The organism is Streptomyces sp. NBC_01635 (assembly GCF_045209715.1).
In the GTDB taxonomy this organism is placed as follows: domain Bacteria; phylum Actinomycetota; class Actinomycetes; order Streptomycetales; family Streptomycetaceae; genus Streptomyces; species Streptomyces hirsutus.
Map to the genome: position 1 here is coordinate 5606365 of NZ_CP109277.1, position 26812 is coordinate 5633176.

General features: G+C 71.8%; 26 protein-coding genes. 14 read left to right on the forward strand and 12 right to left on the reverse strand.

Translation table 11 applies throughout. The features are described from left to right. Nucleotides 1-957, forward strand: a complete 957-nt coding sequence (locus OHB56_RS26205) for an ABC transporter substrate-binding protein (RefSeq protein WP_406355951.1) — start codon at nt 1-3, stop codon at nt 955-957. Between the two features lie 137 nt (nt 958-1094). On the opposite strand, the gene OHB56_RS26210 is transcribed toward OHB56_RS26205, so the two are convergent. After that, the gene (locus tag OHB56_RS26210) at nt 1095-1685 is read right to left on the reverse strand and encodes a carboxymuconolactone decarboxylase family protein (RefSeq protein ID WP_406355953.1); all 591 of its coding nucleotides are present in this window, start codon (nt 1683-1685) and stop codon (nt 1095-1097) included. 47 nt (nt 1686-1732) lie between these two features. Between OHB56_RS26210 and OHB56_RS26215 the strand changes: the two genes are divergently transcribed. From OHB56_RS26215 to OHB56_RS26230, 4 genes are all read left to right on the forward strand, one after another. Beyond that, the gene (locus OHB56_RS26215; RefSeq protein ID WP_326754371.1) at nt 1733-3106 is read left to right on the forward strand and encodes a PLP-dependent aminotransferase family protein; all 1374 of its coding nucleotides are present in this window, start codon (nt 1733-1735) and stop codon (nt 3104-3106) included. A 274-nt stretch (nt 3107-3380) separates the two neighbouring features. After that, nucleotides 3381-3680, forward strand: coding sequence for a hypothetical protein (locus tag OHB56_RS26220; RefSeq protein ID WP_326757138.1), 300 nt, complete (start codon nt 3381-3383; stop codon nt 3678-3680). 35 nt (nt 3681-3715) lie between these two features. Next, complete coding sequence (locus OHB56_RS26225) at nt 3716-4939, forward strand: glutathionylspermidine synthase family protein (protein ID WP_326754372.1); 1224 nt, start codon at nt 3716-3718, stop codon at nt 4937-4939. Between the two features lie 259 nt (nt 4940-5198). Then, nucleotides 5199-6647: a glycine hydroxymethyltransferase gene (locus tag OHB56_RS26230; RefSeq protein ID WP_326754373.1), complete on the forward strand. Its 1449-nt coding sequence runs from the start codon at nt 5199-5201 to the stop codon at nt 6645-6647. Between the two features lie 118 nt (nt 6648-6765). Here the strand turns inward: OHB56_RS26230 and OHB56_RS26235 are convergent, their stop codons facing one another. The 3 genes from OHB56_RS26235 to OHB56_RS26245 all read right to left on the reverse strand — a co-directional run bounded on the left by OHB56_RS26235 (nt 6766) and on the right by OHB56_RS26245 (nt 9212). Beyond that, nucleotides 6766-7500 (reverse strand): hypothetical protein, encoded by a 735-nt coding sequence (locus OHB56_RS26235; RefSeq protein ID WP_406355956.1) that lies wholly within the window; start codon nt 7498-7500, stop codon nt 6766-6768. Between the two features lie 210 nt (nt 7501-7710). Then, a complete protein-coding gene (locus OHB56_RS26240; RefSeq protein WP_406355958.1) occupies nt 7711-8613 on the reverse strand; it encodes a hypothetical protein in 903 nt (300 codons plus the stop codon). After that, the gene (locus OHB56_RS26245) at nt 8610-9212 is read right to left on the reverse strand and encodes an RNA polymerase sigma factor (protein WP_406355959.1); all 603 of its coding nucleotides are present in this window, start codon (nt 9210-9212) and stop codon (nt 8610-8612) included. The genes OHB56_RS26240 and OHB56_RS26245 overlap by 4 nt, the downstream gene beginning before the upstream one ends. Nucleotides 9213-9301: 89 nt before the next feature. Between OHB56_RS26245 and trpS the strand changes: the two genes are divergently transcribed. Then, the gene (gene trpS, locus OHB56_RS26250) at nt 9302-10315 is read left to right on the forward strand and encodes a tryptophan--tRNA ligase (RefSeq protein WP_326754377.1); all 1014 of its coding nucleotides are present in this window, start codon (nt 9302-9304) and stop codon (nt 10313-10315) included. A gap of 221 nt (nt 10316-10536) precedes the next feature. Continuing rightward, nucleotides 10537-11115 (forward strand): 2'-5' RNA ligase family protein, encoded by a 579-nt coding sequence (locus OHB56_RS26255; RefSeq protein ID WP_326754378.1) that lies wholly within the window; start codon nt 10537-10539, stop codon nt 11113-11115. A gap of 18 nt (nt 11116-11133) precedes the next feature. Here the strand turns inward: OHB56_RS26255 and OHB56_RS26260 are convergent, their stop codons facing one another. Next, nucleotides 11134-11931, reverse strand: a complete 798-nt coding sequence (locus tag OHB56_RS26260; RefSeq protein ID WP_326754379.1) for a decaprenylphospho-beta-D-erythro-pentofuranosid-2-ulose 2-reductase — start codon at nt 11929-11931, stop codon at nt 11134-11136. 125 nt (nt 11932-12056) lie between these two features. On the opposite strand from OHB56_RS26260, the gene OHB56_RS26265 reads away from it, so the two are divergent. Next, nucleotides 12057-12968 carry a YihY/virulence factor BrkB family protein gene (locus tag OHB56_RS26265; RefSeq protein WP_326754380.1) on the forward strand — a complete coding sequence of 304 codons (912 nt, stop codon included), beginning with the start codon at nt 12057-12059 and terminating at the stop codon, nt 12966-12968. Here OHB56_RS26265 and OHB56_RS26270 read toward each other — a convergent pair. Next, entirely contained in the window at nt 12916-14319 is a 1404-nt protein-coding gene (locus OHB56_RS26270; protein WP_406355962.1) for a D-alanyl-D-alanine carboxypeptidase family protein, read from the reverse strand. The two genes, OHB56_RS26265 and OHB56_RS26270, sit on opposite strands and share 53 nt — an antisense overlap. Nucleotides 14320-14491: 172 nt before the next feature. Here OHB56_RS26270 and OHB56_RS26275 point away from each other — a divergent pair, with 172 nt between their 5' ends. After that, the gene (locus OHB56_RS26275) at nt 14492-14740 is read left to right on the forward strand and encodes an SCO4848 family membrane protein (RefSeq protein WP_055606233.1); all 249 of its coding nucleotides are present in this window, start codon (nt 14492-14494) and stop codon (nt 14738-14740) included. 24 nt (nt 14741-14764) lie between these two features. Next, a complete protein-coding gene (locus tag OHB56_RS26280) occupies nt 14765-16117 on the forward strand; it encodes a metallophosphoesterase (protein WP_406355964.1) in 1353 nt (450 codons plus the stop codon). 202 nt (nt 16118-16319) lie between these two features. Here OHB56_RS26280 and OHB56_RS26285 read toward each other — a convergent pair whose 3' ends face one another. Both OHB56_RS26285 and OHB56_RS26290 read right to left on the reverse strand, forming a co-directional pair. Continuing rightward, nucleotides 16320-17963: a sensor histidine kinase gene (locus tag OHB56_RS26285; protein WP_406359220.1), complete on the reverse strand. Its 1644-nt coding sequence runs from the start codon at nt 17961-17963 to the stop codon at nt 16320-16322. A gap of 44 nt (nt 17964-18007) precedes the next feature. Next, on the reverse strand, nt 18008-18697 hold the full coding sequence (locus OHB56_RS26290) for a response regulator transcription factor (protein ID WP_406355966.1): 690 nt from the start codon (nt 18695-18697) through the stop codon (nt 18008-18010). Between the two features lie 161 nt (nt 18698-18858). On the opposite strand from OHB56_RS26290, the gene OHB56_RS26295 reads away from it, so the two are divergent. Then, nucleotides 18859-21285 carry an MMPL family transporter gene (locus OHB56_RS26295; RefSeq protein ID WP_406359221.1) on the forward strand — a complete coding sequence of 809 codons (2427 nt, stop codon included), beginning with the start codon at nt 18859-18861 and terminating at the stop codon, nt 21283-21285. On the opposite strand, the gene OHB56_RS26300 is transcribed toward OHB56_RS26295, so the two are convergent. Both OHB56_RS26300 and OHB56_RS26305 read right to left on the reverse strand, forming a co-directional pair. Beyond that, nucleotides 21278-22084: a TetR family transcriptional regulator gene (locus OHB56_RS26300; RefSeq protein ID WP_326754385.1), complete on the reverse strand. Its 807-nt coding sequence runs from the start codon at nt 22082-22084 to the stop codon at nt 21278-21280. The two genes, OHB56_RS26295 and OHB56_RS26300, sit on opposite strands and share 8 nt — an antisense overlap. A 117-nt stretch (nt 22085-22201) precedes the next feature. Continuing rightward, nucleotides 22202-22612, reverse strand: coding sequence for a VOC family protein (locus tag OHB56_RS26305; RefSeq protein WP_326754386.1), 411 nt, complete (start codon nt 22610-22612; stop codon nt 22202-22204). Between the two features lie 201 nt (nt 22613-22813). Between OHB56_RS26305 and OHB56_RS26310 the strand changes: the two genes are divergently transcribed. From OHB56_RS26310 to OHB56_RS26320, 3 genes are all read left to right on the forward strand, one after another. After that, complete coding sequence (locus tag OHB56_RS26310; RefSeq protein WP_326754387.1) at nt 22814-23269, forward strand: TM2 domain-containing protein; 456 nt, start codon at nt 22814-22816, stop codon at nt 23267-23269. Further along, nucleotides 23262-23678, forward strand: coding sequence for a DUF2752 domain-containing protein (locus tag OHB56_RS26315; RefSeq protein ID WP_406355969.1), 417 nt, complete (start codon nt 23262-23264; stop codon nt 23676-23678). The genes OHB56_RS26310 and OHB56_RS26315 overlap by 8 nt, the downstream gene beginning before the upstream one ends. Before the next feature lie 232 nt (nt 23679-23910). Continuing rightward, nucleotides 23911-24177, forward strand: a complete 267-nt coding sequence (locus tag OHB56_RS26320) for a TM2 domain-containing protein (RefSeq protein WP_055597733.1) — start codon at nt 23911-23913, stop codon at nt 24175-24177. Between the two features lie 98 nt (nt 24178-24275). On the opposite strand, the gene OHB56_RS26325 is transcribed toward OHB56_RS26320, so the two are convergent. Both OHB56_RS26325 and sdhA read right to left on the reverse strand, forming a co-directional pair. Next, the gene (locus OHB56_RS26325; protein ID WP_332430216.1) at nt 24276-25055 is read right to left on the reverse strand and encodes a succinate dehydrogenase iron-sulfur subunit; all 780 of its coding nucleotides are present in this window, start codon (nt 25053-25055) and stop codon (nt 24276-24278) included. Continuing rightward, nucleotides 25055-26809 carry a succinate dehydrogenase flavoprotein subunit gene (sdhA, locus tag OHB56_RS26330; protein ID WP_055597735.1) on the reverse strand — a complete coding sequence of 585 codons (1755 nt, stop codon included), beginning with the start codon at nt 26807-26809 and terminating at the stop codon, nt 25055-25057. Before sdhA ends, OHB56_RS26325 begins: the two co-directional genes overlap by 1 nt. Nucleotides 26810-26812: the final 3 nt, after the last annotated feature.

The window sequence follows — 26812 nt, forward strand, 5'->3', positions numbered from 1 at the left end:
ATGCGACTTCGTACGACGTCGGCCATGGCCGGGGTGTCCGCGCTCGTCCTGCTGACCGGCTGCGGTGCCGCCGACATGACCAAGCAGGCCTCGCCGTTCGCCAACGCCGAGGGCGCGCGGACGGTCACCCTGTCCGTGCAGTCCTGGGTGGGCGCCCAGGCCAACGTGGCCGTCGCCGAGTACCTGCTGGAGCAGGAACTCGGCTACCGCGTCGACACCGTGCAGGTCGACGAGGTACCCGCCTGGGACGCGCTCAGCCAGGGCCGGGTCGACGCCATCCTGGAGGACTGGGGCCACCCGGATCAGGAGCAGCGGTACGTCGAGGACAAGAAGACGATCGCGCCCGGCGGTGATCTCGGGGTCACCGGGCACATCGGCTGGTTCGTGCCGACGTACTTCGCGGAGAAGCACCCCGACATCACCGACTGGAAGAACCTCGACAAGTACGCCGATCGGTTCCGCACCGCGGAGAGCGGCGGCAAGGGCCAACTGCTCGACGGTTCACCTGCCTACCTCACCAATGACAAGGCGCTGGTGAAGAACCTGAAGCTGGACTTCAAGGTGGTGTTCGCCGGGTCGGAGGCCGCGCAGATCACCCAGATCCAGCAGTTCGCCAAGGAGAAGAAGCCCTTCCTCAGCTACTGGTACACACCCCAGTGGCTGTCCGAGAAGGTGCCGATGACCGAGGTGAAGCTGCCCGAGTACGAGGAGGGCTGCGACGCCGACCCGGCGAAGGTCGCCTGCGCCTACCCGCACACCCCGCTCCAGAAGTACCTCAACGCGGACTTCGCGAAGGACGGCGGCGACGCGGCGGACTTCCTGAAGAAGTTCCGGTGGACGACCGAGGACCAGAATGAGGTCTCCCTGATGATCGCCGAGCAGCGGATGGCGCCCCAGGAGGCGGCGAAGAAGTGGGTGGACGGCAACGAGTCCACCTGGAAGGCATGGCTGTCCTGAGGGCCGGTCCGATCCGGTCCGCCTGACGGTCGGTCCGGCCCGGGCGTGACGCGCGGCCCCGGGTGCACCGAGCGAGGTGAACCCGGGGCCGCGTGTCACGCGATACGTGCGGTCACGCGGCGGGTGCCGGGCGCGGGTCAGGCGTGCGCCCCCGGCCGGTAGTGGCCCGGGGTGAGGCGGCAGGTCACGCCGAACCGGTTCCAGGCGTTGATCACCGTGATGGAGGCGATCAGATGCGCCAGCTCGGCCTCCTCGAAGTGCCCGGCAACCCGCCCGTACACCTCGTCCGGCACAAACCCTCCCCCAGACTTCGTCTGGGAGGTGCCCCCAGTCAGGACCGTCACCGCCTCGGTCAGCTCGATCGCCGCGAGCTCCCTGTCGGTGTAGAAGTGCCGCGACTCCTCCCAGGCGGCGAGCTGCACGATCCGCTCCACGCTCTCGCCCGCCGCGAGCGCGTCCTTGCTGTGCATGTCCAGGCAGAAGGCACAGTGGTTGAGCTGCGAGGCCCGGATCTTCACCAGCTCGAGCAGCTTCGGGTCGATCCCCTTACGGGCCGCCGCGTCGAGGCGCACCATCGCCTTGAAGACGTCCGGGGCGAGCGCGGACCAGTCCAGCCTGGGGGCCTGCTCGGGCGCGTACTCCCCGGCCGTCGCTCCGCTGTCGTTCGGGGACGCCGTCGTGGTCGTCGTCCCGGTCGCCGTCGTGCTGTCGTTCGTGGTCGTCGTCATGTCCTCGAGCGTAGGAGCGAGGCAGCCCAGGAGTATGGTCCACTCGCATGGCGAAACCTTGGGCCACTTTCGGCATCGACCTCCACCTGGAACCGGCCGGTCCCGGTCTGCGCCGCAGCCTGACCGACGCCCTGCGCGAAGCGGTCCGCAGCGGCCGGCTGGCACCCGGAACCCGGCTGCCCTCCTCCCGCGCCCTCGCCGCCGACCTGGGCATCGCCCGCAACACGGTCGCCGAGGCCTACGCCGATCTGGTCGCCGAGGGCCGGCTGACCGCACGGCAGGGCTCCGGGACCCGGGTCGCCGACCACGCGGTACCCCGGCCGCCCGCCCGGCGGCCCACTCCGCGACGCCCGTCCGGGCAGCTTCGGTACGACCTCACCCCCGGCACCCCCGACCTCGCCTCCTTCCCGCGCGCCGAGTGGCTCAGAGCCTCCCGCCGGGCCCTGGCGTCCGCCCCCCACGACGCCCTCGGCTACGGCGACGCGAGAGGCCGCCCCGAACTGCGTGTTGCCCTCGCCGACTACCTGGCGCGGGTACGGGGCGTGCGCGCCGACCCCGAACGCGTCGTCGTCTGCTCCGGGTTCGCCCACGGCCTCCGTCTGCTGTGCGACATCCTGCGCACCGCCCGCGGCGCCCGCACGCTCGCCGTGGAGCCCTACGGCCTCCCCGAACACCGGAACCTGGTCGAACGCACCGGACTGCGCACCACCCCGATCCCCTCCGACGACGCCGACCCCGGCGACGCCGCCGCGGTGCTGCTCAACCCCGCCCACCAGTTCCCCCTGGGCGGTGTGCTGCGCCCCGAACGCCGGGCGGCCGTCATCGACTGGGCCCGGCGCACCGGCGGCCTGATCCTGGAGGATGACTACGACAGCGAGTTCCGGTACGACCGCCAACCCGTCGGGGCGCTCCAGGACCTGGACCCCGACCATGTGGTCCACCTCGGCACGGTCAGCAAGTCCCTCGCCCCCGGTCTCCGTCTGGGCTGGATGGTGCTTCCCCCGTCCCTCCTGCCGGAGGCCGTCGAGCACGGGGCCGCCCGGACCGTCAGTGTCCTCGAACAGCTCACCTTCGCCGAGTTCCTCACTTCCGGAGCCCACGACCGGCATGTGCGTGCCGCCCGGCTGCGCTACCGGCGCCGCCGCGACGCCCTGGCCGAGGCCCTCGCCGAACGGGCGCCCGGGGTACACGTCACGGGCATCGCGGCCGGACTGCACGCCGTGCTCCGACTGCCGCCGGGCACCGAGCAGTCGGTCGTCCGGGCGGCCGCCTGGCAGGGACTCTCGGTCGTGGGCCTGGCGTACTTCCGGCACCCCGCCGCCGAAGTCGCTTCCCCGGACGCCCTGGTCGTCGGTTACGGGACCCCGCCGGACCACGCCTGGGCGGCGACCCTGGACGCCTTGTGCCGGGCGCTTCCCTGAGGGACGTCCCGCAACCCCCGCCCGACAGGCCGCCGCGACAAGCGCGCACACCACCCCAAAAGCCCCCCGACCATGCTCGATCGGGGCCGCGTTCAAGGGCCCCCTGCCCCTTCCCGCCGACCGGCGCCTAGGCTGTCCGCCGCGAGCCGGGGAGCATGGCGGACCGCGGCGGCGAGGCGGCACACACGGGGGAGCGGAGAACATGGCGCAGAAAACGACGGCCCGGGAGACGGCGGCCCAGGAGGCGATACCCGCGGCGCGGCCACGGCGGCGGATGCGGTCCGGCACGGTGATGCTCGGTGGCGCGGGGCTCCTCGCGGCGGCCCTGTCCGCGTGCAGTTCGGAGCCGGACCGCCGCTGCGTGGACCGGGACAGTTACGACTACCTCAACGGCTACAGGATCGTCGCCGACGAGAACTGCACGACGACCTCCGGTTCCCTCGGCAAGGGAGCCGACACCGACTGGTACTACGACGCCGACGTCAGCGGCGGCTGGGCCGACGACGGCACCTTCAGCCGGAGCCAGGCCGTCGACCGGGGCGGCTTCGGCTCGTCCTCCGGCAGCGGCGGCTGACCACCCCGTCGAGCGAAGGAACGAAGGACCCGTCCGTGGAACGCCGCACCATCGAGCCCCGCCCCGGCTGGCAGCAGACCGTCGAGGAACAGGGGCTCATCTATCCCCTCACCCTGCCCGAGTCGCTCGAGGCCGACCGGGCGGCGGGCATCCCCGTCCCCGACGACGCCTGGGTCCCGTACTGGGACGAGAGCGCGTACTACGTCTTCGGCCTCGACGAAGTGGAGGCGCTGGAGAAGGTCGTCGAGGAACTGCACCGCATGTGCCTCGCGGCCGCCGACCACATCGTCACCGCCGACCGCTTCGCCGACCTCGGCATCACCGATCCGCGGGTCGCCCGAGCAGTCGCCGAAGCCTGGCACCGGCGGGCCGAACTCCCCTCCGTCTACGGCCGTTTCGACCTCCGCTACGACGGCACCGGTCCCGCGAAGCTGCTGGAGTACAACGCCGACACCCCCACCTCCCTGGTGGAGGCCGCCTCGCCCCAGTGGTTCTGGATGGAGGAACGGTTCCCCGGCGCCGACCAGTGGAACTCCCTGCACGAACGCCTCGTCGACGCCTGGCGCCGGCAGGCCGCGCTCCTCCCGCCGGGCAGCCCGCTGTACTTCGCCCACTCCTCGGCCGACGTACTCGGCGAGGACCTCATGACCGTCGCCTACCTCAAGGAGACCGCCGAACAGGCGGGCCTCGCCACCGAGTGGCTCACCGTGGAGGAGATCGGCTGGGACCGGCTCTCCGGCCGCTTCGTCGACAACGGCCTCCGGTTCATCCGCAGCATCTTCAAGCTGTACCCCTGGGAGTGGCTCACCACCGACCGCTTCGCCGGCCACGTCCTCGACACCCTCGACAACGGCGGCGGCACCGGCAGCACCCTGTGGATCGAGCCCGCCTGGAAGATGCTGCTCAGCAACAAGGCCCTGCTGGCGATCCTCTGGGAACTCTTCCCGGACCACCCCAACCTCCTCCCGGCCCACCTCGACGGCCCCCGCGACCTGGCGTCGTCCACCGGCTACGTGGCCAAGCCGCTGCTCGGCCGCGAGGGCGCCGGGGTGACGATCCACCCGCCGGGCAGCACCCCCGCGGTCCGCGACGAACCCTGCTGCTACCAGCAGCTCGCCCCGCTGCCGGACTTCGACGGCAACCATGTCGTCCTCGGCGCCTGGACCGTCGGGGACGAGTCCGCCGGCCTCGGCATCCGCGAGTCGTCGGGCCTGATCACCGACGAGTACGCCCGCTTCCTCCCGCACGTGATCCTCTAGGCCCGTGCACCGCACCGGGCCCGCGCACCGGCCACGCTCTCGTACGAACGCCCGGACCCCGGTGGATTCCCCCGACCGGATGATGGACGCCCCGCCCCGCCCTCCGCGCCGCCCGGTAGGCTGACGGCGGGCCGTGACTGGCGTGCTGGGATGGGACCGACCATCGGGGAGCGGCCCCCGGGCCGCACCGCGGGCCGGTACGAGTGCCGTGCGCCTGGGCCATGCCGTGAACGCCGAACGCCACGTCCGGAGGTCCCTCATGCCCGCCGAGCCCCTCTCCACCGCTTCCACCGCCTTCCGCGCCGCCCTCGACGTGATCCGCGCCGTCGAGCCGCGCGTCGCCGACGCCATCGGCCAGGAGCTCGCCGACCAGCGCGAGATGCTCAAGCTGATCGCCTCCGAGAACTACGCCTCCCCGGCCACGCTCCTGGCGATGGGCAACTGGTTCAGCGACAAGTACGCCGAGGGCACCGTCGGCCGCCGCTTCTACGCGGGCTGCCGCAACGTCGACACCGTCGAGTCGCTGGCCGCCGAGCACGCCAAGGAGCTCTTCGGGGCCCGCCACGCCTACGTCCAGCCGCACTCCGGCATCGACGCCAACCTGGTCGCCTTCTGGTCCGTGCTCGCCCAGCGCGTCGAGGTCCCCGCCCTGGAGAAGGCCGGCGTCCGCCAGGTCAACGACCTCTCCGACGCCGACTGGGCCGAGCTGCGCCGCGCCTTCGGCAACCAGCGCATGCTCGGCATGTCCCTGGACGCCGGCGGCCACCTCACCCACGGCTTCCGCCCGAACATCTCCGGCAAGATGTTCGACCAGCGCTCCTACGGCACCGACCCGGCCACCGGCCTCATCGACTACGAGGCCCTGCGCACCTCCGCCCGCGAGTTCAAGCCGCTGATCATCGTCGCCGGGTACTCCGCGTACCCCCGCCTGGTGAACTTCCGGATCATGCGCGAGATCGCCGACGAGGTCGGCGCCACGCTCATGGTCGACATGGCGCACTTCGCCGGCCTCGTCGCCGGCAAGGTCCTCACCGGTGACTTCGACCCGGTCCCGCACGCCCAGATCGTCACCACCACCACCCACAAGTCGCTGCGCGGCCCGCGCGGCGGCATGGTCCTGTGCGACGACTCCCTCAAGGCCCAGGTCGACCGCGGCTGCCCGATGGTCCTGGGCGGCCCGCTCCCGCACGTCATGGCCGCCAAGGCGGTCGCCCTGGCGGAGGCCCGGCAGCCCGCCTTCCAGGACTACGCCCAGCGCATCGTGGACAACTCCCGCGCCCTCGCCGAGGGCCTGATGCGCCGCGGCGCCACCCTGGTCACCGGCGGCAGCGACAACCACCTCAACCTGATCGACGTCGCCGCCTCCTACGGCCTCACCGGCCGGCAGGCCGAGGCCGCCCTGCTCGAGTCGGGCATCGTCACCAACCGCAACGCCATCCCGGCCGACCCGAACGGCGCCTGGTACACCTCCGGCATCCGCATCGGCACCCCCGCGCTGACCACGCGCGGCCTGGGCACCGCCGAGATGGACGAGGTCGCCGCCCTCATCGACCGCGTGCTGACCACCACGGAGCCCGGCACCACCAGCAAGGGCGCCCCCTCCAAGGCCCAGCACATCCTCGACGCGAAGATCGCGGACGAGATCTCCCGACGCGCCACCGACCTCGTCGCCGGTTTCCCGCTCTACCCGGAGATCGACCTCGGCTGACGCCTCCGGGGCTTCCAAGGGGTTCTGCGCCGCCGGGGCCGACCGGCACCAGCGGTGCCCCGCCCCGTGCCTTCCCACCCCGCGGCGGCCGGCCACGCGCCGGCCGCCGCTGTGGGTCTCACCCGTCGAGCAGTTCCTGCCTCGGCCCCGGCTCCCGCCGCCGGCCGCTCAGGGTCCATCGCGTGACATACGGGCGCAGGAGCAGGGCCAGCGTCGCACCGGCCACCGCTCCCGGTATCACCCACCACCGGCCGCTGCCGCCGGCCCCCGACGCCCCGGCGCCGCCCTCCCGGACCGCCCCCACGTCCTGCTCCGGCCCGGCGTCAGCGGTGCCGGAGCCGCTGGTGTCGGTCCCGCCGGAGCCGGTCTCCTCCGTCTCCCAGGGCACCGGGTAGGTGCCGGACGACAACACAGGTCCCGCATCCGACGTCCTGCCCAGCACGCCCAGTTCCTTCAGCAGACCGCGCAGTTCGGCCGGGCGCTCGGCGCGGTGCCAGAGGCCGTTCGGCGATTCGGAGGAGTCGGCCGACGTGTGTATCCACACGTCCTTGTCCCCCTTGTCCTCGTCGCCCGAGACGGTAGGGAAGACACGGTCCACGCGCCAGGGCGCCACATCGTGCACCAGCCATGTCACGGTGAGCAGCCGGGACGAGGCCGGAACGGCCTTTGGGGGCCGCTCCCGCATGCCCGTGCCGACCGGGCCGAGCAGCTTCTCCAACTCGCCGTACTCGTCATCGGCGGCGTACAGCGACGCCGTCTCCTCGCTCTCCGGAGAGACCAGCAGCACGCTCGTCGGCCCTCCGGCCGAGGCCGGCGACGCTCCCCACACCGTCAGGGCCAGCACCGCAGCCACCGCCGCCACGCTCGCCGCAAGGTGCCGCACCCTTCCCGTCCATCCGTGCATCCGGACCCCCACTCGGCCGGTCGATTCCCCGTGCGGCCCGGCCACGAGCCGCCTGTCACTTCTGGTACACCGCCCGACCCGGTGAGGTTCCCCACCAGCGGCCCCCATGCGAGAACCCACCGGAGGACCCCGCCCCACGGATTCCAGGGGGTGCCGGCCTCACGGCTTCCACGGTCCCACCGACTCCGCGATCTCCAGCGCCCGCGCCTTGGACGCCTCCCCCTCCAGCCGCAGCGTCACCTCACTGGCGTCCCCCGCGCCGACCCTGCCGCCGTCCATCCACAGCAGCGTGGGACCGGCCGTGCGCTCTTTTCGGGTGAAGCGGTGACCGTCCGCGTCCACCAGCCAGAAACCCAGGAGATGCGGCCGCGGGAACCACAGCGCCGGATCCGTCACACCGCCGCCGTCGGCACGCTCCTCGCCCAGGGACAGCCACTCGAACTGCTCCCGCACGCTCTTGGTGAACGTGACGTCCAGCCGGGCCGGGAACTGGTCCAGCCGGATCGTGCGCCCCCGCTCCCGCCAGCACAGGCTCACCAGGAACCGGCCGCGCGGCAGACCGCTCACCGTCACCGCGTCCGGAGCGCCCAGCGCCTCCGGCACCAGCGGCGCGAACCCCGCCCGGCGCTCCGCCCGGCCGAGCGACACCGACGGCCCGCAGCCCGGCACCTCGGCGCCCTCGGACGGCACCGCCGAGGGGTCGTACCGCACCTCCACCCCGCCGAAGCCGAACCAGTCGGACACCGCCGCCCGCACCGGCGGCGTCAACGCGAGCACCGTCAGCAGCCCGCACAGCACGGCGGCCAGCGACCGCCACCGCGCTCGTGCCCGCGCCCAGCTCCGCACCACCCGCAGCCGCTCCACGGCACCCGGCGGGCCGGCCACCGGAACGGGCACGTCCTCGGCGAGTATCCGCTCCAGCACCCGCTCGACCATCGACTCGGGCCCGCCCGCACCCCCCGGCCCGTCCATGGACCGGCCGAGCGCCCGCAGTTCCTCTCGCAGCCGGGCGGTCTCGGCGCGCCCGCCCCCGGTGGCACCGTCGTCGTACGACTCACTCATGCTCGGTTGTCACCCACTTTCCGGGGCCGGAAGTCCGGCAGCAGACGCTCCAGCTTCCGCAGGGCGCGGTTCAGCCGAGACTTCACCGTGCCCCGGGGCCAGCCCAGGGCCTGGGCGGTTTCCTGCTCGTTCATCTCCAGCAGATAGCGGTAGGTGACGACCAGACGATGCTCCTCGCTCAGCTTCTCCAGGGCGGCCGTCAGTGCGGCGCGGCGCTCCGTCTCCAGCGTCACCACCGCCGGATCCGCCGATTTCGGTATCACCGGCTCCGCCTCCGCGAACGCCGCCTCACGGCCGGCGAGGCTGTACCGGCGGGCCGCCGCGCGCACGGTGTTCTTCGTCTCATTGGCCACGATCGACAGCAGCCACGGCCGGAACGCCATGTCGTCCCGGAACCTGCCCAGCGCGCAGTACGCCTTGACGAAGGCCTGCTGCACCACGTCCTCCGCGTCCGCACCCGCCCCGAGCGCGGTGGCCGCCCTGAGCGCGATGCGCGTATGGGCCCGCACCAGCTCCGCGTACGCCTCCGGCTCTCCGGCGCGTACCCGCGCGATCACCGCGGTCTCCTCGACGATGCGGCCCCCCTCCCGCGTCCTCACACTTTTGTTACACCGCCGGAGGCGGATCGGTTCCCACCTGTTTCCGGTCGGTTCCGGACCGCCCTAGGGAACCTGAGAGAATAAGGGCCATGGCCTCTGAAAGTCCTCGCGTGCTCTCCGGAATCCAGCCCACCGCAGGCTCGTTCCACCTCGGCAACTACCTCGGCGCCGTCCGCCAGTGGGTGGCCCTGCAGGAGACGCACGACGCGTTCTACATGCTCGCCGACCTGCACGCGATCACGGTCACGCAGGATCCGGCCGAGCTGCGGGCCAACACCCGGCTCGCCGCCGCCCAGCTGCTGGCCTCCGGGCTCGACCCGGACCGCTGCACCCTCTTCGTCCAGAGCCACGTCCCCGAGCACGCCCAGCTCGCCTGGGTCATGAACTGCCTCACCGGCTTCGGCGAGGCCTCCCGCATGACCCAGTTCAAGGACAAGTCCGCCAGGCAGGGCGCCGACCGCGCCTCCGTCGGCCTGTTCACGTACCCGGTCCTCCAGGTCGCCGACATCCTGCTCTACCAGGCGAACGAGGTGCCGGTGGGCGAGGACCAGCGCCAGCACGTCGAGCTCACCCGCGATCTTGCCGACCGCTTCAACGGCCGGTTCGGCCCGACCTTCACCGTCCCGAAGCCGCACATCCTCAAGGAGACGGCGAAGATCTACGACTTCCAGGACCCGACGGTCAAGATGAGCAAGTCGGCGTCCACGCCGAAGGGCCTCATCAACCTCCTCGACGACCCGAAGGCCACCGCCAAGAAGGTGAAGAGCGCGGTCACCGACACCGACACCGTGATCCGCTACGACGCCGAGAACAAGCCGGGTGTGAGCAACCTCCTCACGGTCCACTCGACCCTCACCGGCGCGAGCATCGCCGAGCTGGAGGAGCGTTACGCCGGCAAGGGCTACGGCGCGCTGAAGACGGACCTCGCCGAGATCATGGTTGAGTTCGTGACCCCGTTCAAGGAGCGTACCCAGCAGTACCTGGACGACCCCGAGACGCTCGACTCGATCCTGGCCAAGGGCGCCGAGAAGGCCCGCGCCGTCGCCGCGGAGACCCTCGCCCTGGCCTACGAGCGGGTGGGTTTCCTGCCCGCCAAGCACTGACCCGGCCCCGGCTCCGGCCATCACGGATCTGAACGCCGGCCCGGCACCGATTCGTACCACCGGGTGAGCGCCGTACATCACTCCGGCTGCGCCTGCCCGGGAGCGGGCTGTGGTCGTACAGTCGGTACGAGGGCGGCCGCTTCGGCGGCCACCCGCTGTGTGCCGGACCGGCACCACCGCAACGACGGAAACGACGGCAACGACGGAACGAAGGAGACGACGTGGGGACCGTAACGATCGGTGTGTCGATCGCGGTTCCGGAGCCTCACGGCAGCCGGCTTCAGCAGCTGCGCGCGGGCTTCGGTGACGCCGCTGCTCACGGTATCCCCACGCATGTCACCCTGTTGCCGCCGACGGAGGTCGACGAGGGCGACCTGCCGGCCATCGAGACGCATCTGAGCGAGGTCGCCGCGACCGGCCGCCCGTTCCCCCTGCGGCTCTCCGGCACCGGTACCTTCCGGCCCCTGTCACCGGTCGTGTTCGTCCGGATCGCGGAGGGCGCCGAGGCCTGCACCTGGCTGCAGAAGCAGGTCCGCGACGCGTCCGGTCCCGTCGCGCGGGAGCTGCAGTTCCCGTACCACCCGCACGTCACCGTGGCGCACGGCATCGAGGAGGCGGCGATGGACCGCGCCTTCGAGGAACTCGCCGACTACGAGGCCCGGTGGCCCTGCACCGGATTCGCGCTGTACGAACAGGGTGCCGACGGGGTGTGGCGCAAGCTGCGGGAGTTCCCGTTCGGCTCGCTGGTGGTGCCCCCGCAGTCCGGCCGCGCCGACCTCGGCTCCGTCACCGCGTACTGACCTGCGGGCCGTAGGGCCTCAGACCGGAAGCCGCCGGAACACCGCCCGGGGCAGGTGCCGCAGCACCGACATCACCACGCGCAGCCTGCCCGGCACCCACACCGTCTCCGCGCGGCGGCGCAGCCCCAGTTCGACCGCCGTCGCGACCGCCTCCGGGGTGGTGGCGAGCCGCGCCCCGGGCGGGGCGGAGGCCGTCCGGGTACGGACGAAGCCGGGGCGTACGACCATGACGTGCGCGCCCGTGCCGTACAGCGCGTCGCCGAGGCCCTGGGCGAAGGTGTCCAGGCCGGCCTTGCTGGAGCCGTAGAGGAAGTCCGTGCGGCGGGCCCGCTCGCCGGCGACGGACGACAGCACCACCAGGCAGCCGTGCCCCTGGTTCTGGAGGGCGCCCGCGCACACGAGGCCCGAGGAGACCGCGCCGGTGTAGTTGGTCTGCGCGACCCGGACGGCGTCCTGGGGCGACCGCTCGTCGTGGGCCTGGTCGCCGAGGGTGCCGAAGGCGAGCAGCACCATGTCGATGTCACCGTCCGTGAAGACCGTGCCGAGGACGCTCTGGTGGGAGGCGGGGTCGAGGGCGTCGAAGGCGATGACGCGCACCTGGGCGCCCAGGCCGCGCAACTGCTCCGCGGCCCGGTCCAGCGCGGGGGAGGGCCGGCCCGCCAGCCACACCGTGCGGGTGCGGCGGGCGATCAGCCGGCGCGCCGTGGCCAGCGCGATCTCGGACGTACCGCCGAGGACGAGCAGGGACCGGGGCAGCCGGGCCGCGGCGGGAGCGATGCGGCCCCATCCCGTGGGGGAGACGGTGTCATCAGGCATGACGGTGACCGTATCGCCCCTATATGGGCGATTAGTTTTGAAACCTTGCGCCACTCCCCGGAACGGGTGATTAATGGGATGTCGCTCCGGACATGGGATTTCCCCCGCAGGGGCAAAGACGGTTCATGGACTGGCTGAAGAAACTCCCGGTCGTCGGCCCATGGGTCACGCGGCTGATGCTCACGCACGCGTGGCGGTCCTACGAGCGGATGGAGCGGGTGCACTGGACCCGGCTGGCCGCCGCGATGACGTTCACCAGCTTCGTCGCACTGTTCCCGCTGCTCACCGTCACCGCCGCGATCGGCGCCGCCATGCTCAGCCAGGAGCAGCAGGACACCCTCCAGGACAAGATCACCGAGCAGGTGCCCGGCATCTCCGACCAGCTGGACATCGGGAGCCTGGTGGAGAACGCCGGCGCCATCGGCCTCATCGCCGGTGCCGCCCTGCTGTTCACCGGCATCAGCTGGGCCGGATCGATGCGGGAATGCCTGCGCGCGGTGTGGGAGCTGTCCGACCCGGAGGAGAACCCCGCCCTGCGCAAGGCCAAGGACGCGGGCATCCTCGTCGGGCTCGGCGGCGCGGTCCTGGTCACCCTGGTCGCCTCCACCGTCGCCTCGACGGCGGTCGGCTGGATCAGTGACGCCATCGGGCTGGAGAAGGGCGGCTGGGGCGGGATCGTGCTGCGGATCGCGGCCTTCGCCGTCGCCGTGGGCGCCGACTTCCTGCTCCTGCTGTACGTCCTGTCGCCGCTGCCCGGCGTCGAACCCGCCCGCCGCCGTCTGGTCGTGGCCGCGCTCATCGGCGCGGTCGGCTTCGAACTGTTGAAACTGCTGCTCAGCGGCTATATGCAGGGCGTGGCCGCGAAGAGCATGTACGGCGCGTTCGGTGTCCCGGTCGCCCTGCTGCTGTGGATCAACTTCACCATGAAACTGGTCGTGTTCTGCGCCGCCTGGACGGCGACGCAGAGTCAGGAGACCGAACGGGTCACGGACGCGGACGGCGGCGCACCAGATCCGGCAGCGGCCAGCGACGGTTGACCAGGAAAGCCCCGCCCGCGAGCAGCACCAGCACCCCGCCCGTGACGGCCAGCGCGGTCCCGATGCCGCCGGCCCCGCCCCCGGCCGCGGCACTCGCCACCGGCTTGCCGCCCACGACGCCGGGCGCGCCCTCGCCCGCGCCGCCCGCCTCGCCGGGGGAGGCGCCGGCACCCGGCCGGGCACCGGCCTGCGCGGCGCTCCTGGGCGGCACCAGCTCACCCACCGGATCGACCTTGCCGGCCGCCTTGAACCCCCAGTCGAGCAACTTCGCGGTCTCCTTGTAGACCCCGTTGCTCTCCTTCTTCTCCGGGTTCATCACGGTGACGAGCAGGACCCTGCCGTCCTGCTCGGCGACCCCGGTGAAGGTGGCGCCCGCGTTGGTGGTGTTGCCGTTCTTCACCCCCGCGATGCCCTGGTAGACGGGCACGTCGTAGTCGCCGGACAGCAGCCGGTTGGTGTTCTGGATCTCGAAGGAATCGCGGACCTTCTTGCCCTTCTTGTTCTTCTTCGTCTCACCGGGGAAGTCCGCGCGGACCGTCGAGGCGTACTCCCGGAAGTCCTTCTTCTGCAGTCCGGAACGGGCTATCAGGGTCAGGTCGTACGCGGACGACACCTGCCCCTCGGCGTCGTAGCCGTCCGGGCTCACCACGACCGTGTCGAAGGCCTGGAGCTCCTCGGCGTGCTCGTTCATCTCCTCGACGGTGCTCTCGACGCCCCCGTTCTTGGCGGCCAGCACCCGCACGGCGTCGTTGCCCGAGCGGAGGAAGACCCCGAGCCACAGGTCGTGGACGGTGTACGTCTCGTCCTCCTTGATCCCGACCATGCTGGAACCGGAGCCGATGCCGGCCAGGTCGGAGGACTCGACCTTGTGCTCCGTCGAGCTGGGCCACTTCGGCAGCAGGGTGTCGGCGAACAGCATCTTCAGGGTGCTCGCCGGGGCCAGCCGCCAGTGCGCGTTGTGCGCGGCGAGCACCTTGCCCGACTCGGCGTCGGCGACGATCCAGGACCGGGCCGACAGGCCCTTCGGCAGCACCGGCACGCCGCTCGCGAGGTTGACCTGGGTCCCCGCCTGCCCGAGCCGGGTGCCGCCCACCGTCGACATCTTCGCGGGGGGAGCGGCCTTGGAGCCCTTCGACCCCTTCGACTCCTTCGCCCCCTTGGAGTCCTTCGACTTCTTCGACGGGCTCTTCGACGGCCTCTTCGACGGGTCGGCCGTGGCCGAGGAGCCGGCCGATGGCTTGGACGAAGGGCTCGGGGCCGCGAGGGCGACGGGAGCGGTCAGCACGGTGGACAGCACTATGGTGGAAATGACCAGTAGTGAGCGCCGGATGGAGTTTTTGGGTGCGGGCACGGTCGGAAACGTACATGCAGTGCTTGAGGAAGTCCCCCCTCCCTCCCCACCCCGCGAACGGAACCGGACACCGTCCGGTGATACTGGAACCATGCCGTGCCCGCCCGGGGGGCCGCCCCCGGAGCCCCGGCCGAATCCGGGCGCCCGGCGTTGCGATGAAAGGTCAGATCTGGTGAAACTCAGCCGCCCCGTCTCCTGGTTCCTGCTCGCCTTCGGGGTATGGAGCTGGATCATCTGGATCACTTTCGTCAAGAACCTGGTCAAGGACGGCAGCGGACTCGCCTTCGACGACGGCGAGCCGACGGCGTATTTCTGGGTCCATCTGCTGCTGGCCGTCGTCTCCTTCGTATTGGGGACGGTCGTCGGAGGCATCGGGTTGCGTGGTCTGCGCGCACTGAGCCGGACGTCACGGACGTCGTAACGGAAATCTGGGGAACACCGCACCGTGGTCATCGTCTTCGTACTCGTCGCACTGCTGGTCCTGTCCGTCCTGGTGACGGGCAACTGGTACCTGTGGCGCCGGTTGTTCCGCGACACGACCCGGGCTCCGGGCGCCGTGCGCCGCGTCGGCGTGGTGGTGATCGCCGGAGGCTGGGCGCTGACCTTCGCGGCGTTCTTCGCCACGCGCAGCGGTCTCCCGTTCTGGCTCAAGCAGGTTCTGGCCTGGCCCGGCTACCTCTGGCTGGCCCTGTGCCTCTACCTGCTCCTCGCGGTGCTCGCGGGCGAGGCCGTCCGCCCGGTGCTGCGCCGGGTTCTGGAGCGCCGGGCACGGCGCACCGAAACGCCGTCCGACCAGGAGCCGGTACCGATACCGGCGGGCGCGACGGCCGCCGCGACCGCCACGACCGTCCCGGCCGCACCCGGAACGTCACAGCCGACGGACGCGGACGCCCCCGCGCCGACCGGCACCACGCCCCCCGCGTCCGCCGCCGACGCCCCCGGTGACCGCACCGCCCCGGAGGCCCCCGCCGGTCCCTCCCGGCGGCTGTTCGTCTCCCGGGTGGTCGCCGGGGCCGCCGCCGCGGCGGCCGTCGGGACGGTCGGGTACGGCACGTACGGTACGGTGCGCGGGCCGCAGGTGAAGCGGGTCACCGTGCCGCTCGCCAAGCTGCCGCGCGCGGCGCACGGTTACCGGATCGCGGTCGTCAGCGACATCCACCTGGGACCGATCCTCGGACGGGGCTTCGCGCAGAAGGTCGTCGACACGATCAACTCCACCCAGCCCGACCTGATCGCGGTCGTCGGCGACCTGGTGGACGGCACGGTCAAGGAACTCGGCCCGGCCGCGGCCCCGCTCGCACAGCTGAGGGCACGTCACGGCTCCTTCTTCGTCACGGGGAACCACGAGTACTTCTCCGGCGCCGAGGAGTGGGTCGACGAGGTGCGCCGACTCGGCCTGAACCCGCTGGAGAACGCGCGTACGGAACTCCCGCACTTCGACCTCGCCGGGGTGAACGACCTGGCCGGCGAGAACGAGGGCCAGGGACCCGATTACGCGCGGGCGCTCGGCGACCGGGACCGGGCCCGCGCGTGCGTGCTCCTCGCCCACCAGCCGGTGATGGTCCACGAGGCCGTCGAGCACGGCGTCGACCTCCAGCTCTCCGGCCACACCCACGGCGGCCAGCTCTGGCCCGCCAGCTACCTCGCCGCCGCCGCCAACCCGACCCTCGCGGGCCTGGACCGCTACGGCGACACCCAGCTGTACGTCAGCCGCGGCGCCGGCGCCTGGGGCCCGCCGACCCGGATCGGCGCGCCGTCGGACATCACGGTGATCGAACTGGCGTCGAAGCAGACCTGACGCCGGCACCGCGGGCCCGGGTGCCCCCTCCCGGGCCTGCGGTGCGGCTCCGGGACCCCGGCTCCGGGACCCCGGCCCCGGGCTCCCGGAGCAGGGAAACCCGTACCCGGACCACCGCATCGGCGCTCCTTCCGACGTGCCGGCGGGACGCACCGGCCCACCGCGGGACGCACGGGCCGCGCTCATCCGCACCGGACGGGCCCTAACCGGGACCGTGTTCCTCCCGGCGGGCCACGGAGACCGCCCCGGTACCGTCCCCGGCGGTGGTCGGGACGGGCTCCAGGGGGCTCCCCGAACCCGGTCGCGTCTCCCCGGCGCCGCCGAGGGCGCTGTGCGTCCCGTCCGGCCTCTCCTTCGCCGGCACCGCCGCCGCTTCCTCCCCCGCTTCCTCCCTCGCCGACACCGCCGCCTCCGCCCGTGCCGGGAGCGTCACCGTCACCGCCAGGCCCTCGCCCGGGGCCGTCCGTACCGTCACCTCGCCGCCGTGTGCGTGGACCACGCCCTGCACGATCGCCATGCCCAGCCCGCTGCCCGCCCCGCCGCCGGTCCGGAAGAAGCGGTCGAAGAGGCGCGCCGCGTCCTGCGCGCCGAGTCCCGGTCCGTCGTCCGCCACGCACAGCCGCACGACGCCGTCGGCGCGGGCCACCCCGAGCCGTACCGGCACCTCGGCGGGCGTGTGCGTCCGTACGTTGCCCAGCAGGTTGCCCAGCACCTGCCGCAGCCCGGACTCGTCGGCCCGTACCAGCACCGCGCCGTCGGCGTCGACCGTCACCGGCCGCTCGGGCTGCTGCACCCGCAGGTCCTCGGCGGCATCCCGTACCAGCCGGCACACGTCCACGTTCCGCAGCCGCAGTTCGGGCCGCTGGTCGAGGCGGGCCAGCACGAGCAGTTCGTCCACGAGCCGCGCCATGCGGTCGGACTCCGCCAGCATCCTGTCCCAGGCCCGGCGCCGCTCCGCCGGCTCGCGCAGCATCCCCCGGTCGTACAACTGGAGGTAGCCGCGGATCGCGGCCAGCGGGGTGCGCAGTTCGTGCGAGGCGTCGGCCACGAACCGGCGCAGCTGGGCCGCGCTGCGCTCGCGCGTGCGGTACGCCGACTCGACCTGCTGGAGCATCGTGTTCAGGGCGAGCCGCAGCTGCTCCACCTCCAGGATGGGATCCCGGCTGGAGGGCACGCGCCGGGTCAGATCGCCCTCGGCGATCGCCGACGAGGTCTCCACCATGTCCTCCAGCGGCCGCATCCGGCGGCGGACGCTGACCATCGTCAGGCAGGCCAGCAGTGCGAGCAGCAGTGTCCCGATGGCCGCGTCGAGCCTGATCGCCTTGGCGACCCCCGCGTGGAGCGACTCGGTGGAGGTGGCGAGCAGGATGTACGTGCCGTCCCCGAGCCGCGTGGCCGTCGCGCGGTAGGCGGTGCCCCGGACGGTGAGGTCGTGCGGCTCGGGGTCCCGGACCAGGGGGCGCGGATCGCCGACCTCGTCGGCCAGGGCGCGCTGGGCGGCGGTCGGTTCGAAGCCGAGGACGCCCACGGCCTCGCCCCCGGGGCCGACGGCGGCGAAGATCGAGTCGGGGCGGTTCTGCCCGTTCCACTCCGGGTGCACCCGCTCGGTGAAGAAGCTCAGTACGCTCAGCGAGTCGATCTGCCGCAGCGTCAGCTGCGAGCCGCCGAGCGAGTCGCGGTTCTGGGTCAGCTCGGTGTCGATCTGGTCGAGCAGGTAGTACCGCATGACCAGCACGCTCACCAGGGTCGCCGCCGTGATGCCGATGGCGAGCAGCACCAGGTTCGCCAGCGTCAGCCGGCCGCGCAGGGAGTGGACGCCCCGCTCGCAGCACACCAGGTGGCGCAGCCGGGAGAGTGGGGGACGCCGGCGCGGCCGCGGCTTCGGCACCCTCACGTCAGGCCGTATCCGACCCCGCGCCGGGTGGTGATCACCGGCGGACCCAGGGCGTCGAGTTTGCGGCGCAGGTAGCTGATGTAGGTCTCGACGACGGTCGACTCCGGCGGGGTGTGCTCGTACTGCCAGACATGGCGCAGCAGTTGGTCCTTGGGCACGATCCGGCCGCCGTTGCGCACCAGGAAGCGCAGCAGGGCGTACTCGGTGGGGGTCAGTTCGACCGAACGGCCCGCGCGGCGCACCGAGTACGTCGTCTCGTCCAGCTCCAGGTCGCCGTGGCGCAGCGGTGCCCGCTGCGGGAGGACGTCGGCGGGCCGGGTGCGGCGCAGTACCGCGGTGACCCGCGCGACGACCTCGTCGATGTTGAACGGCTTGGTGATGTAGTCGTCGCCGAAGCCGAGCGCGCCGACGATCTCTGCCGGGGCGTCCCGGGCGGTGAGGAACACCACCGCCAACTCCGGCCGACGGAGCCGAAGTTCACGGCCCAGTCCGCGGCCGTCGCCGTCCGGCAGCATGACGTCGAGCAGGGCCGCGTCGGGCCTGGTGTGCTCGGCCAGCGCGAGCGCCTCGCGGACGGTGCCGGCCGTCATGACCTCGAAGCGGTGGTAGCGCAGGGCGATGGTGAGGACATCGGCGATGCTCTCCTCGTCCTCCACGACCAGCACGGTGCCTGGAGCCGTCGTCATGCTCCCAGTATCGGTGCGAGCGCCCGCGGCCGTACCGCTTCCCGCTTTGGAGTTCCTTGAGAGTCCCGGGCGAGCCGTGTCCCCGCGCGGGGCCCGTCGTCGACTCTGCTGCGAGGACCTGGGGGACCTCGGAGCGACGAAGGAGCTTGAACGTGGCGGTACTGGCACGCTGGTGCTATCGGCATCGGCTGGTGGTCGTGTTGCTGTGGGTGGGGGCGCTGCTCGGACTGGGGACGGCGGCGAGCGGCGCGGGCACGAACTACGCGAATGTCTTCTCCCTGCCGGACACGGACTCCAAGCGGGCGTACGACCTGATGGAGAAGGCGTTCCCGGAACGCGCCGGCGACACCGACACCGTGGTGTGGAAGGTCGAGGACGGTTCCGTGCGGGACGCGTCCGTGCGGTCCCGGATGGAGCCCGCGCTGGCGGCGATCGGGCGCATGGAGGGCGTCGGTGAGGTCGCCGGCCCCTACGGGCCGCAGGGCGCGGCCCAGGTCAGCCGGGACGGGCGGACCGCGTACGCGCAGGTCACCTTCGCCGAACAGGCGGACGCCGTGCCGAAGGAAATCGTCGAGGACGTCGTCGGCACGGCGCAGGACGCCGCGGGCGACGGACTCCAGGTGGAGCTGGGCGGCCAGGCCATCACGCGGGTCCAGGAGCCGCCCACCGGCACGGCGGAGCTGGTCGGCGTCCTCGCCGCCGCCGTGGTGCTGTTCGTGGCGTTCGGCTCGCTGCTCGCGATGCTGCTGCCGATCGTGATCGCCGTGTTCGGCGTCGGCACCGGCCTGTTCGGCACCCAGTTGATCAGCCATGTCACGAACGTGCCCGAACTCGCCTCACTGCTGTCGACGTTGATCGGTCTCGGCGTGGGCATCGACTACGCCCTGTTCATCGTCACCCGGCACCGGCGCGGCATCCTGCGCGGCGACGATCCGGAGGAGGCCGCCGTCACCGCGCTCAACACCTCGGGGCGGGCGGTGCTCTTCGCGGGCGGCACGGTGTGCATCGCGCTGGCCGGCATGCTGGTGACGAACCTGCGTTTCCTGGACGGCGTCGTCATCGGCACGTCGCTGACCGTGGTGCTGAGCGTGCTCGCGGCCGTCACCCTGCTGCCGGCGCTGCTGGGTCTGCTCGGCCACCGGGTGCTCAGCCGCCGCCAGCGCCGCGCGCTCGCCGCACGCGGTCCGGAGAAGGACCGGCCCACCGGACTCGCGGCCCGCTGGGCCGCCGGCGTCGAACGCCGCCCGCGGTCCACCGCCGTCCTCGCCGTGGTCCTGATGGCCGCGCTCGCCGTCCCGCTGCTGTCGCTGCGCCTGGGCACCGTGGACCAGGGCAACGACGAGGCGTCCACGACCACCAGGAAGGCCTACGACCTGCTCGCCGAGGGCTTCGGGCCCGGCTTCAACGGCCCGCTCCAGGTGGTCGTGGACGGTGAGGCGTCGAACAGCCTGGTGACGGCCGTCGAGCGGACCGAGGGCGTCGCCCGGGTCGCCTCGCTGCCGCCCGCGAACGGCGTCACCGTCCTCCAGGTCGTCCCCGCGACCTCACCGCAGGACGAGCGGACGGACCGGCTCATCGACGTCCTGCGCGAGGACGTGATCCCCGAGGCAGGAGCCCGGGCGCACGTCGGCGGTGTCACGGCGGTGTCGAAGGACTTCGCGTCCGTGACGGGGGACCGGCTGCCGCTTTTCATCGGCACGATCATCGGCCTGGGCTTCCTGCTCCTGCTGCTCGCGTTCCGCTCCCTGGTGGTGCCGCTGACGGCCGCCGTGATGAACCTGCTCGCGGCGGCGGCCTCCTTCGGCGTCCTGGTGGCGATCTTCCAGTGGGGCTGGGGCCTGGACCTGCTCGGTTTCGGCAGGGAGGGCCCCATCGCGGCCTTCCTGCCGATCATCATGCTGTCGCTGCTCTTCGGGCTCTCCATGGACTACCAGGTGTTCCTGGTGAGCCGGATGCACGAGGAATGGGTGCACACCCGGGACAACGCCCGCGCGGTACGCGTGGGCCTTGCGGAGACCAGCCGCGTCATCAACTCCGCGGCCCTGATCATGGTGTGCGTCTTCCTCGCCTTCGTGCTCAGCGGCGACTACGCGGCCGGCATGGCGGGCGTGGGGCTCGCCGCGGCCGTCGCCCTGGACGCGTTCATCCTGCGCACGGCGCTGGTCCCGGCCGTGATGCATCTGATCGGCAAGGCCAACTGGTGGCTGCCGGCAGGGCTGGAGAAGCGGCTGCCGCATCTCGCGGTCGAGCCGAAGGAGGACGGCACGGGCGCGCTCCCGGCCCCCCGGGCCCCGGACGAGGGGGACGCCCCGGCCGCCTCGGCCGTGCACGGCTTCGTGCGCACCGTCGACGGCGACCCCGTGGACGGCGCGGCCGTCACCCTGCTGACCTCGGGCGGGCGGCAGGTGGACCGGGTCGTCTCCCTCGCCGACGGCTCGTACATCGTCTCCGTCCCGTCCCCCGGCACGTACCTGCTGTCGGTGAGGGCGGCCCCGTACGGCTCCCGCGCGGGGCAGGTGACGGTGCTCGGCGGCCCGCTGGTGCACGACGTGGAACTCGCCCCCGGTGAGGTGGACGCCGTCAGCTGACCGGACCGGGGCGCCCGTCACCGCCGGCGGGCGCCCCGTGGGGCTCTTCGCCGTTGCCGGCGGGCGCCCCCCGGTCCTTCGCCGGGTCCGGCAGCATCTTGGTCATTCCCGGCAGGAACTCCGTGAACATGTCGTGGACCTCGCGGACCAGCGGGCGCAGGACCCGGAACCGGGCCAGGGAGACGCCCCGCGCGGTGATGCGGGCACCGCGCTCGGCGAGGCGGTAACTGCGTTCACGGTTCTCGGTACGGTCGAAGATCCAGTACAGGACGAGGCCCATCTGCGCCAGCCACATCAGCTCCGGCAGCGCCTCCCGCAGCTCCGGGGGCACCTTGGCCCTGGAACCGGCCAGCACCTCCCGGTGGACGCTGATCGCCTCCGCGCGCGCGTGCTCCGACTCGGGCGAGAAGGGGCTGAGCGGGCTGTCGGGGTCGGCGGCGTTCTTGAAGAACTGCACCGCGAACTCGTGGTACGGGGTGGCGATGTCCAGCCACGCCTTCAGCACGCCCGCGAACCGGGCCTCCAGGTCGGTCTCCCGCTCCAGGGTCTCCCGGGCCGCCCGCTGGTGCTCGGCGGCGATCCGGTCGTAGAACCCCTGGATCAGGTGTTCCTTGCCCTCGAAGTAGTAGTACGCGTTGCCGACGGAGACCCCGGCCTCCGTGGCGATGGCCCGCATGGTCGTCCTGTCGTACCCGCGTTCCTGGAACAGCCGCATGGCCGTCTCCAGGATCAGGGCGCGGGTCTGCTCGGACTTGCTGAGTGCGGCACCGTCACCGGGACCGTCGTTCTTCACGGACACGGACAGAGCTTAGGGCCTGCCGTTCGGACCCGTCGGGCGCGCGGGTCCCCCCGAGGCCGCGGGGTCCGCGGCCTCGGGGGGTGTGACGCCCGCCCGGAGGGGAGGGGCGGACACGGCCTACGGCCGCCGGCCCAGTTGCGGGCGCTTGGTGTAGTCGGTCAGGCCCACCACGTTCCCCCAGGGGTCGGCGAACTCGACGGTCCAGCCGGTGGCGCCCGGGAACGGCCCGTCGAGCAGACCGATCCCGGCGCTCTCCAGCGCCTCGGCGGCGACGCGGGCGTCCGGCACCTCCAGCCACGTCCGGGCGGAGGGCAGGGCCGGTGGCCGGCGGCCCAGACCCTCCTCGTGCCGCAGCAGCACCCCGGGCGTCTCGCCGCCCACCTTCAGCAGGACGATCCCGGCCTCGTCCAGCCGGAAGCCGACCGGGAACCCGGCCCGTCCGTAGAATCCGACGGCCTCGTCGAGGTCCCCGACGGGCAGCAGCACATGGTCGAACCCGAGCAGTTCGCAGGACTCATCGTCTGACATGGCGTCACATTAGGCGTTACCGGCACATAGTGGGCAGAGGTGGTGACCGGGAGGCGGAGGGTCACTCGTCCGGGCGGACGGCCTAGGAACCCGGCCGGCGGATCGTGCCGGAAAGTCCCTGCCTGGGTTCCGACTTCTCATTGCCGCCCGAGTCCTGCAAGATGACCGACAGTTATCCGTATCTTTCAGGAGAGACCCACTGTGAGCGAGCAGCCGCAGCAGCCGTCCACGCCACCCGGCTTCGGCCCCCCGAACTCCGGCGGAGCCGGCCCATCCGGCCCCTACGGCTACCCGCAGCCCGGATCCCAGCAGCCCGCCGGCGGGTACCCCCCGCCGCCCGGCGGCTACCCGCCCCCGCACGGCTTCCAGCAGCCCCCGCCCCCCGGGTTCTTCCCCGGTGCTCCCGACCCCGGCGCGCCCTACGGGTACGACCCCTACGGGCGTCCCCTTTCCGACAAGTCGAAGATCGTCGCCGGTATCCTCCAGCTCTTCCTCGGCTCGTTCGGCATCGGCCGCTTCTACACCGGTTCGGTCGGCATCGGCATCGCCCAGCTGCTCACCTGCGGCGGGCTCGGTTTCTGGGCGCTGATCGACGGCATCATGTACCTGGTCAGCAACGACCGCACGGACGCCCAGGGGCGGATCCTGCGTGGCTGACGCGGCCTCGCCCGCCCCGTCCCGGGGGCGGCCGCGGTGGCATCCCGCGGTGGCCCCCGTCGCCGTGCTGGCCGCGGGCGTGGCGGGCGCCGCCTACCTGTGGGGCACCGACCCGCACGAGCCGGGTCACCTTCTGCCCCAGTGCCCGCTGCGGGCCGTCACCGGTCTGCTGTGCCCGGCCTGCGGGGGCACGCGCATGGTGTACGACCTGATGCACGGCCAGTTCGCCGCCGCCTGGCTGGACAACAGGGCCCTGCTGATCGCCGCACCGTTCGCACTGGCACTGTGGGGGCGCTGGATGAGGGAAGGGCTGCGCGGCCGCGCCTGGGCGCCCCGGATCGCGCCCCGGGTCCAGGCAGTGATCCTCATGGCGGCGGTGGCCTGGACGGTGGCCCGCAACATCGTCTGAAATAGGCGAGAACCGGCCCGAGCTGATCACGGAACGAAAACATTCGGCCTTATGCTTTCCCGTTCGATCGCTGGTCCCCTTACGCTCCTCTGGCGCAGGGGGGACGGTTTGCGAACCGTGGGTTACAGCGCAGTAGTTGCGCGGGATCCGTATGCGTGTTTCCGCCGGCTCCTCCTGGGTCGTCCGGGCAACCCGCCCGGCGCGTCACACTCTTCTCCCCAGGAGCAGCGCCATGACCGTCCCCGCCGGCCCTCAGGCCCCTTACGGCCACGACCCGCAGGGCCGCCCCTACTCCGACAAGTCGAAGATCGTCGCCGGTATCCTCCAGATCTTCCTGGGGACCCTGGGTATCGGCCGCTTCTACGTCGGCTCCGTCGGCATCGGCATCGCCCAGCTGCTCACCTGCGGTGGCCTCGGCTTCTGGGCGCTGATCGACGGCGTCCTGTTCCTCGTGAGCAACGACCGCACCGACAAGCAGGGCCGCGTCCTGCGCGGCTGACACGGCGGCGGCCGCCCGAGGCGGCCGATCACGGCGCCCGGCACGGCTGAGGCCCCGATCCGCAGGATCGGGGCCTCAGCCGTGTACCGGAAAAGGTGTCAGAAGCGGCGCGTGATGAGCGCCCGCTTCACCTCGGCGATCGCCTTGGTGACCTCGATGCCGCGCGGGCACGCGTCCGTGCAGTTGAAGGTCGTACGGCAACGCCACACGCCGTCACGGTCGTTGAGGATCTCCAGGCGCTGCTCGCCGGCCTCGTCGCGCGAGTCGAAGATGAACCGGTGCGCGTTGACGATGGCGGCCGGACCGAAGTACTGGCCGTCGTTCCAGAACACCGGGCACGAGGACGTGCAGGCGGCGCACAGAATGCACTTCGTCGTGTCGTCGAAGCGCTCGCGGTCCTCGGCGGACTGCAGCCGCTCGCGCGTCGGCTCGTTGGTCTCCTTCGTGATCAGGAAGGGCATCACGTCCCGGTACGCCTGGAAGAACGGCTCCATGTCCACGATCAGGTCCTTGAGGACCGTCAGGCCCTTTATGGCCTCGACCGTGATCGGCTTCTCGGGATTGAGATCCTTGATCAGCGTCTTGCACGCCAGGCGGTTCTTGCCGTTGATCCGCATGGCGTCGGAGCCGCAGATGCCGTGGGCGCAGGAACGGCGGAAGGTCAGCGTGCCGTCCTGGTCCCACTTGATCTTGTGCAGCGCGTCGAGGACACGCTCCTTGGGGTCGATCTCCAGCTGGAAGTCTTCCCAGACCACCTCGTCGGAGACCTCCGGGTTGAACCGGCGGATCCGGAAGGTCGCGGTGATGTACGGGGAGTCGCCGAAGCCGGGCTCGGGCGATCCGGCCGCGTCCGCCTTGTCCATAACAGGGGTAGCCATCAGTACTTACGCTCCATCGGCTGGTAGCGGGTCTGGACGACCGGCTTGTAGTCGAGCCGGATCGACTCGGAGCCGTCGTCGCCCACCTCGCGGTACGCCATGGTGTGGCGCATGAAGTTGACGTCGTCCCGGTTCGGGTAGTCCTCGCGGTAGTGACCGCCGCGGGACTCCTTGCGGGCGAGCGCGGACGTGGCCATGACCTCGGCCAGATCGAGCAGGTTGCCCAGCTCGATCGCCTCCAGCAGGTCGGTGTTGAACCGCTTGCCCTTGTCCTGGATGGAGACGTTCAGGTAGCGCTCGCGTAGCTCCGCGATCTTCTCCACCGCCGTCTTGATCGTCTGCTCGGTGCGGAACACCATGACGTTGGCGTCCATGGTGTCCTGCAGTTCGCGGCGGATCTCGGCCACCCGCTCGGTGCCGGTGGAGGTCCGCAGCCGCTCGATCTGCCCGACGACGAAGGACTCCGGGTTCTCCGGCAGCTCGACGAAGTCGGTGGTGTGCGCGTACGCGGCGGCCGCGATGCCGGCCCGCTTGCCGAACACGTTGATGTCCAGCAGCGAGTTGGTGCCCAGCCGGTTGGCGCCGTGCACCGACACGCAGGCCACCTCACCCGCCGCGTACAGGCCGGGGACGACGGTGGTGTTGTCCGCCAGCACCTCGCCCTGGACGTTCGTCGGGATGCCGCCCATGGCGTAGTGCGCGGTCGGCTGGATCGGGATCGGGTCCGTGTACGGCTCGATGCCCAGGTAGGTCCGCGCGAACTCCGTGATGTCGGGCAGCTTGGCGTCCAGCTGCTCCGGCGGGAGGTGGGTGAGGTCCAGGAAGACGTGGTCGCCCTCGGGACCGCAGCCGCGGCCCTCACGGATCTCCGTGTAGATGGACCGGGACACGACGTCGCGGGAGGCGAGGTCCTTCATGACCGGCGCGTACTTCTCCATGAAGCGCTCGCCGTCCTTGTTGCGCAGGATGCCGCCCTCACCGCGGGCGCCCTCCGTCAGCAGGATGCCCATGCGCCAGATGCCGGTCGGGTGGAACTGGAAGAACTCCATGTCCTCCAGCGGAAGCCCGCGCCGGTACACGGCCGCCTGGCCGTCACCGGTCAGGGTGTGCGCGTTGGACGTCACCCGGAAGAACTTGCCGGTGCCTCCGGAGGCGTAGATCACGGACTTCGCCTGGAAGACGTGGATCTCGCCGGTGGCCAGCTCGTACGCCACCACACCGGCCGACTTCTTGACGCCGTCGACCTCGGTGATCAGCTGGTCCAGGACGTAGAACTCGTTGAAGAACTCCACGCCCTCCTTGACGCAGTTCTGGTACAGCGTCTGGAGGATCATGTGACCGGTGCGGTCGGCCGCGTAGCAGGAGCGGCGGACCGGGGCCTCGCCGTGGTTGCGGCTGTGGCCGCCGAAGCGGCGCTGGTCGATGGTGCCGTCCGGGGTGCGGTTGAACGGCAGGCCCATCTTCTCCAGGTCGAGGACGGAGTCGATGGCCTCCTTCGCCAGGATCTCGGCGGCGTCCTGGTCGACCAGGTAGTCACCGCCCTTGACCGTGTCGAAGGTGTGCCACTCCCAGTTGTCCTCCTCCACGTTGGCCAGCGCGGCGGCCATGCCGCCCTGCGCGGCGCCCGTGTGGGAGCGGGTGGGGTAGAGCTTGGTCAGGACGGCGGTACGGCTGCGCTTCGTCGACTCGATGGCCGCGCGCATGCCCGCGCCACCGGCGCCGACGATGACGGTGTCGTACTTGTGGATCTTCATGAT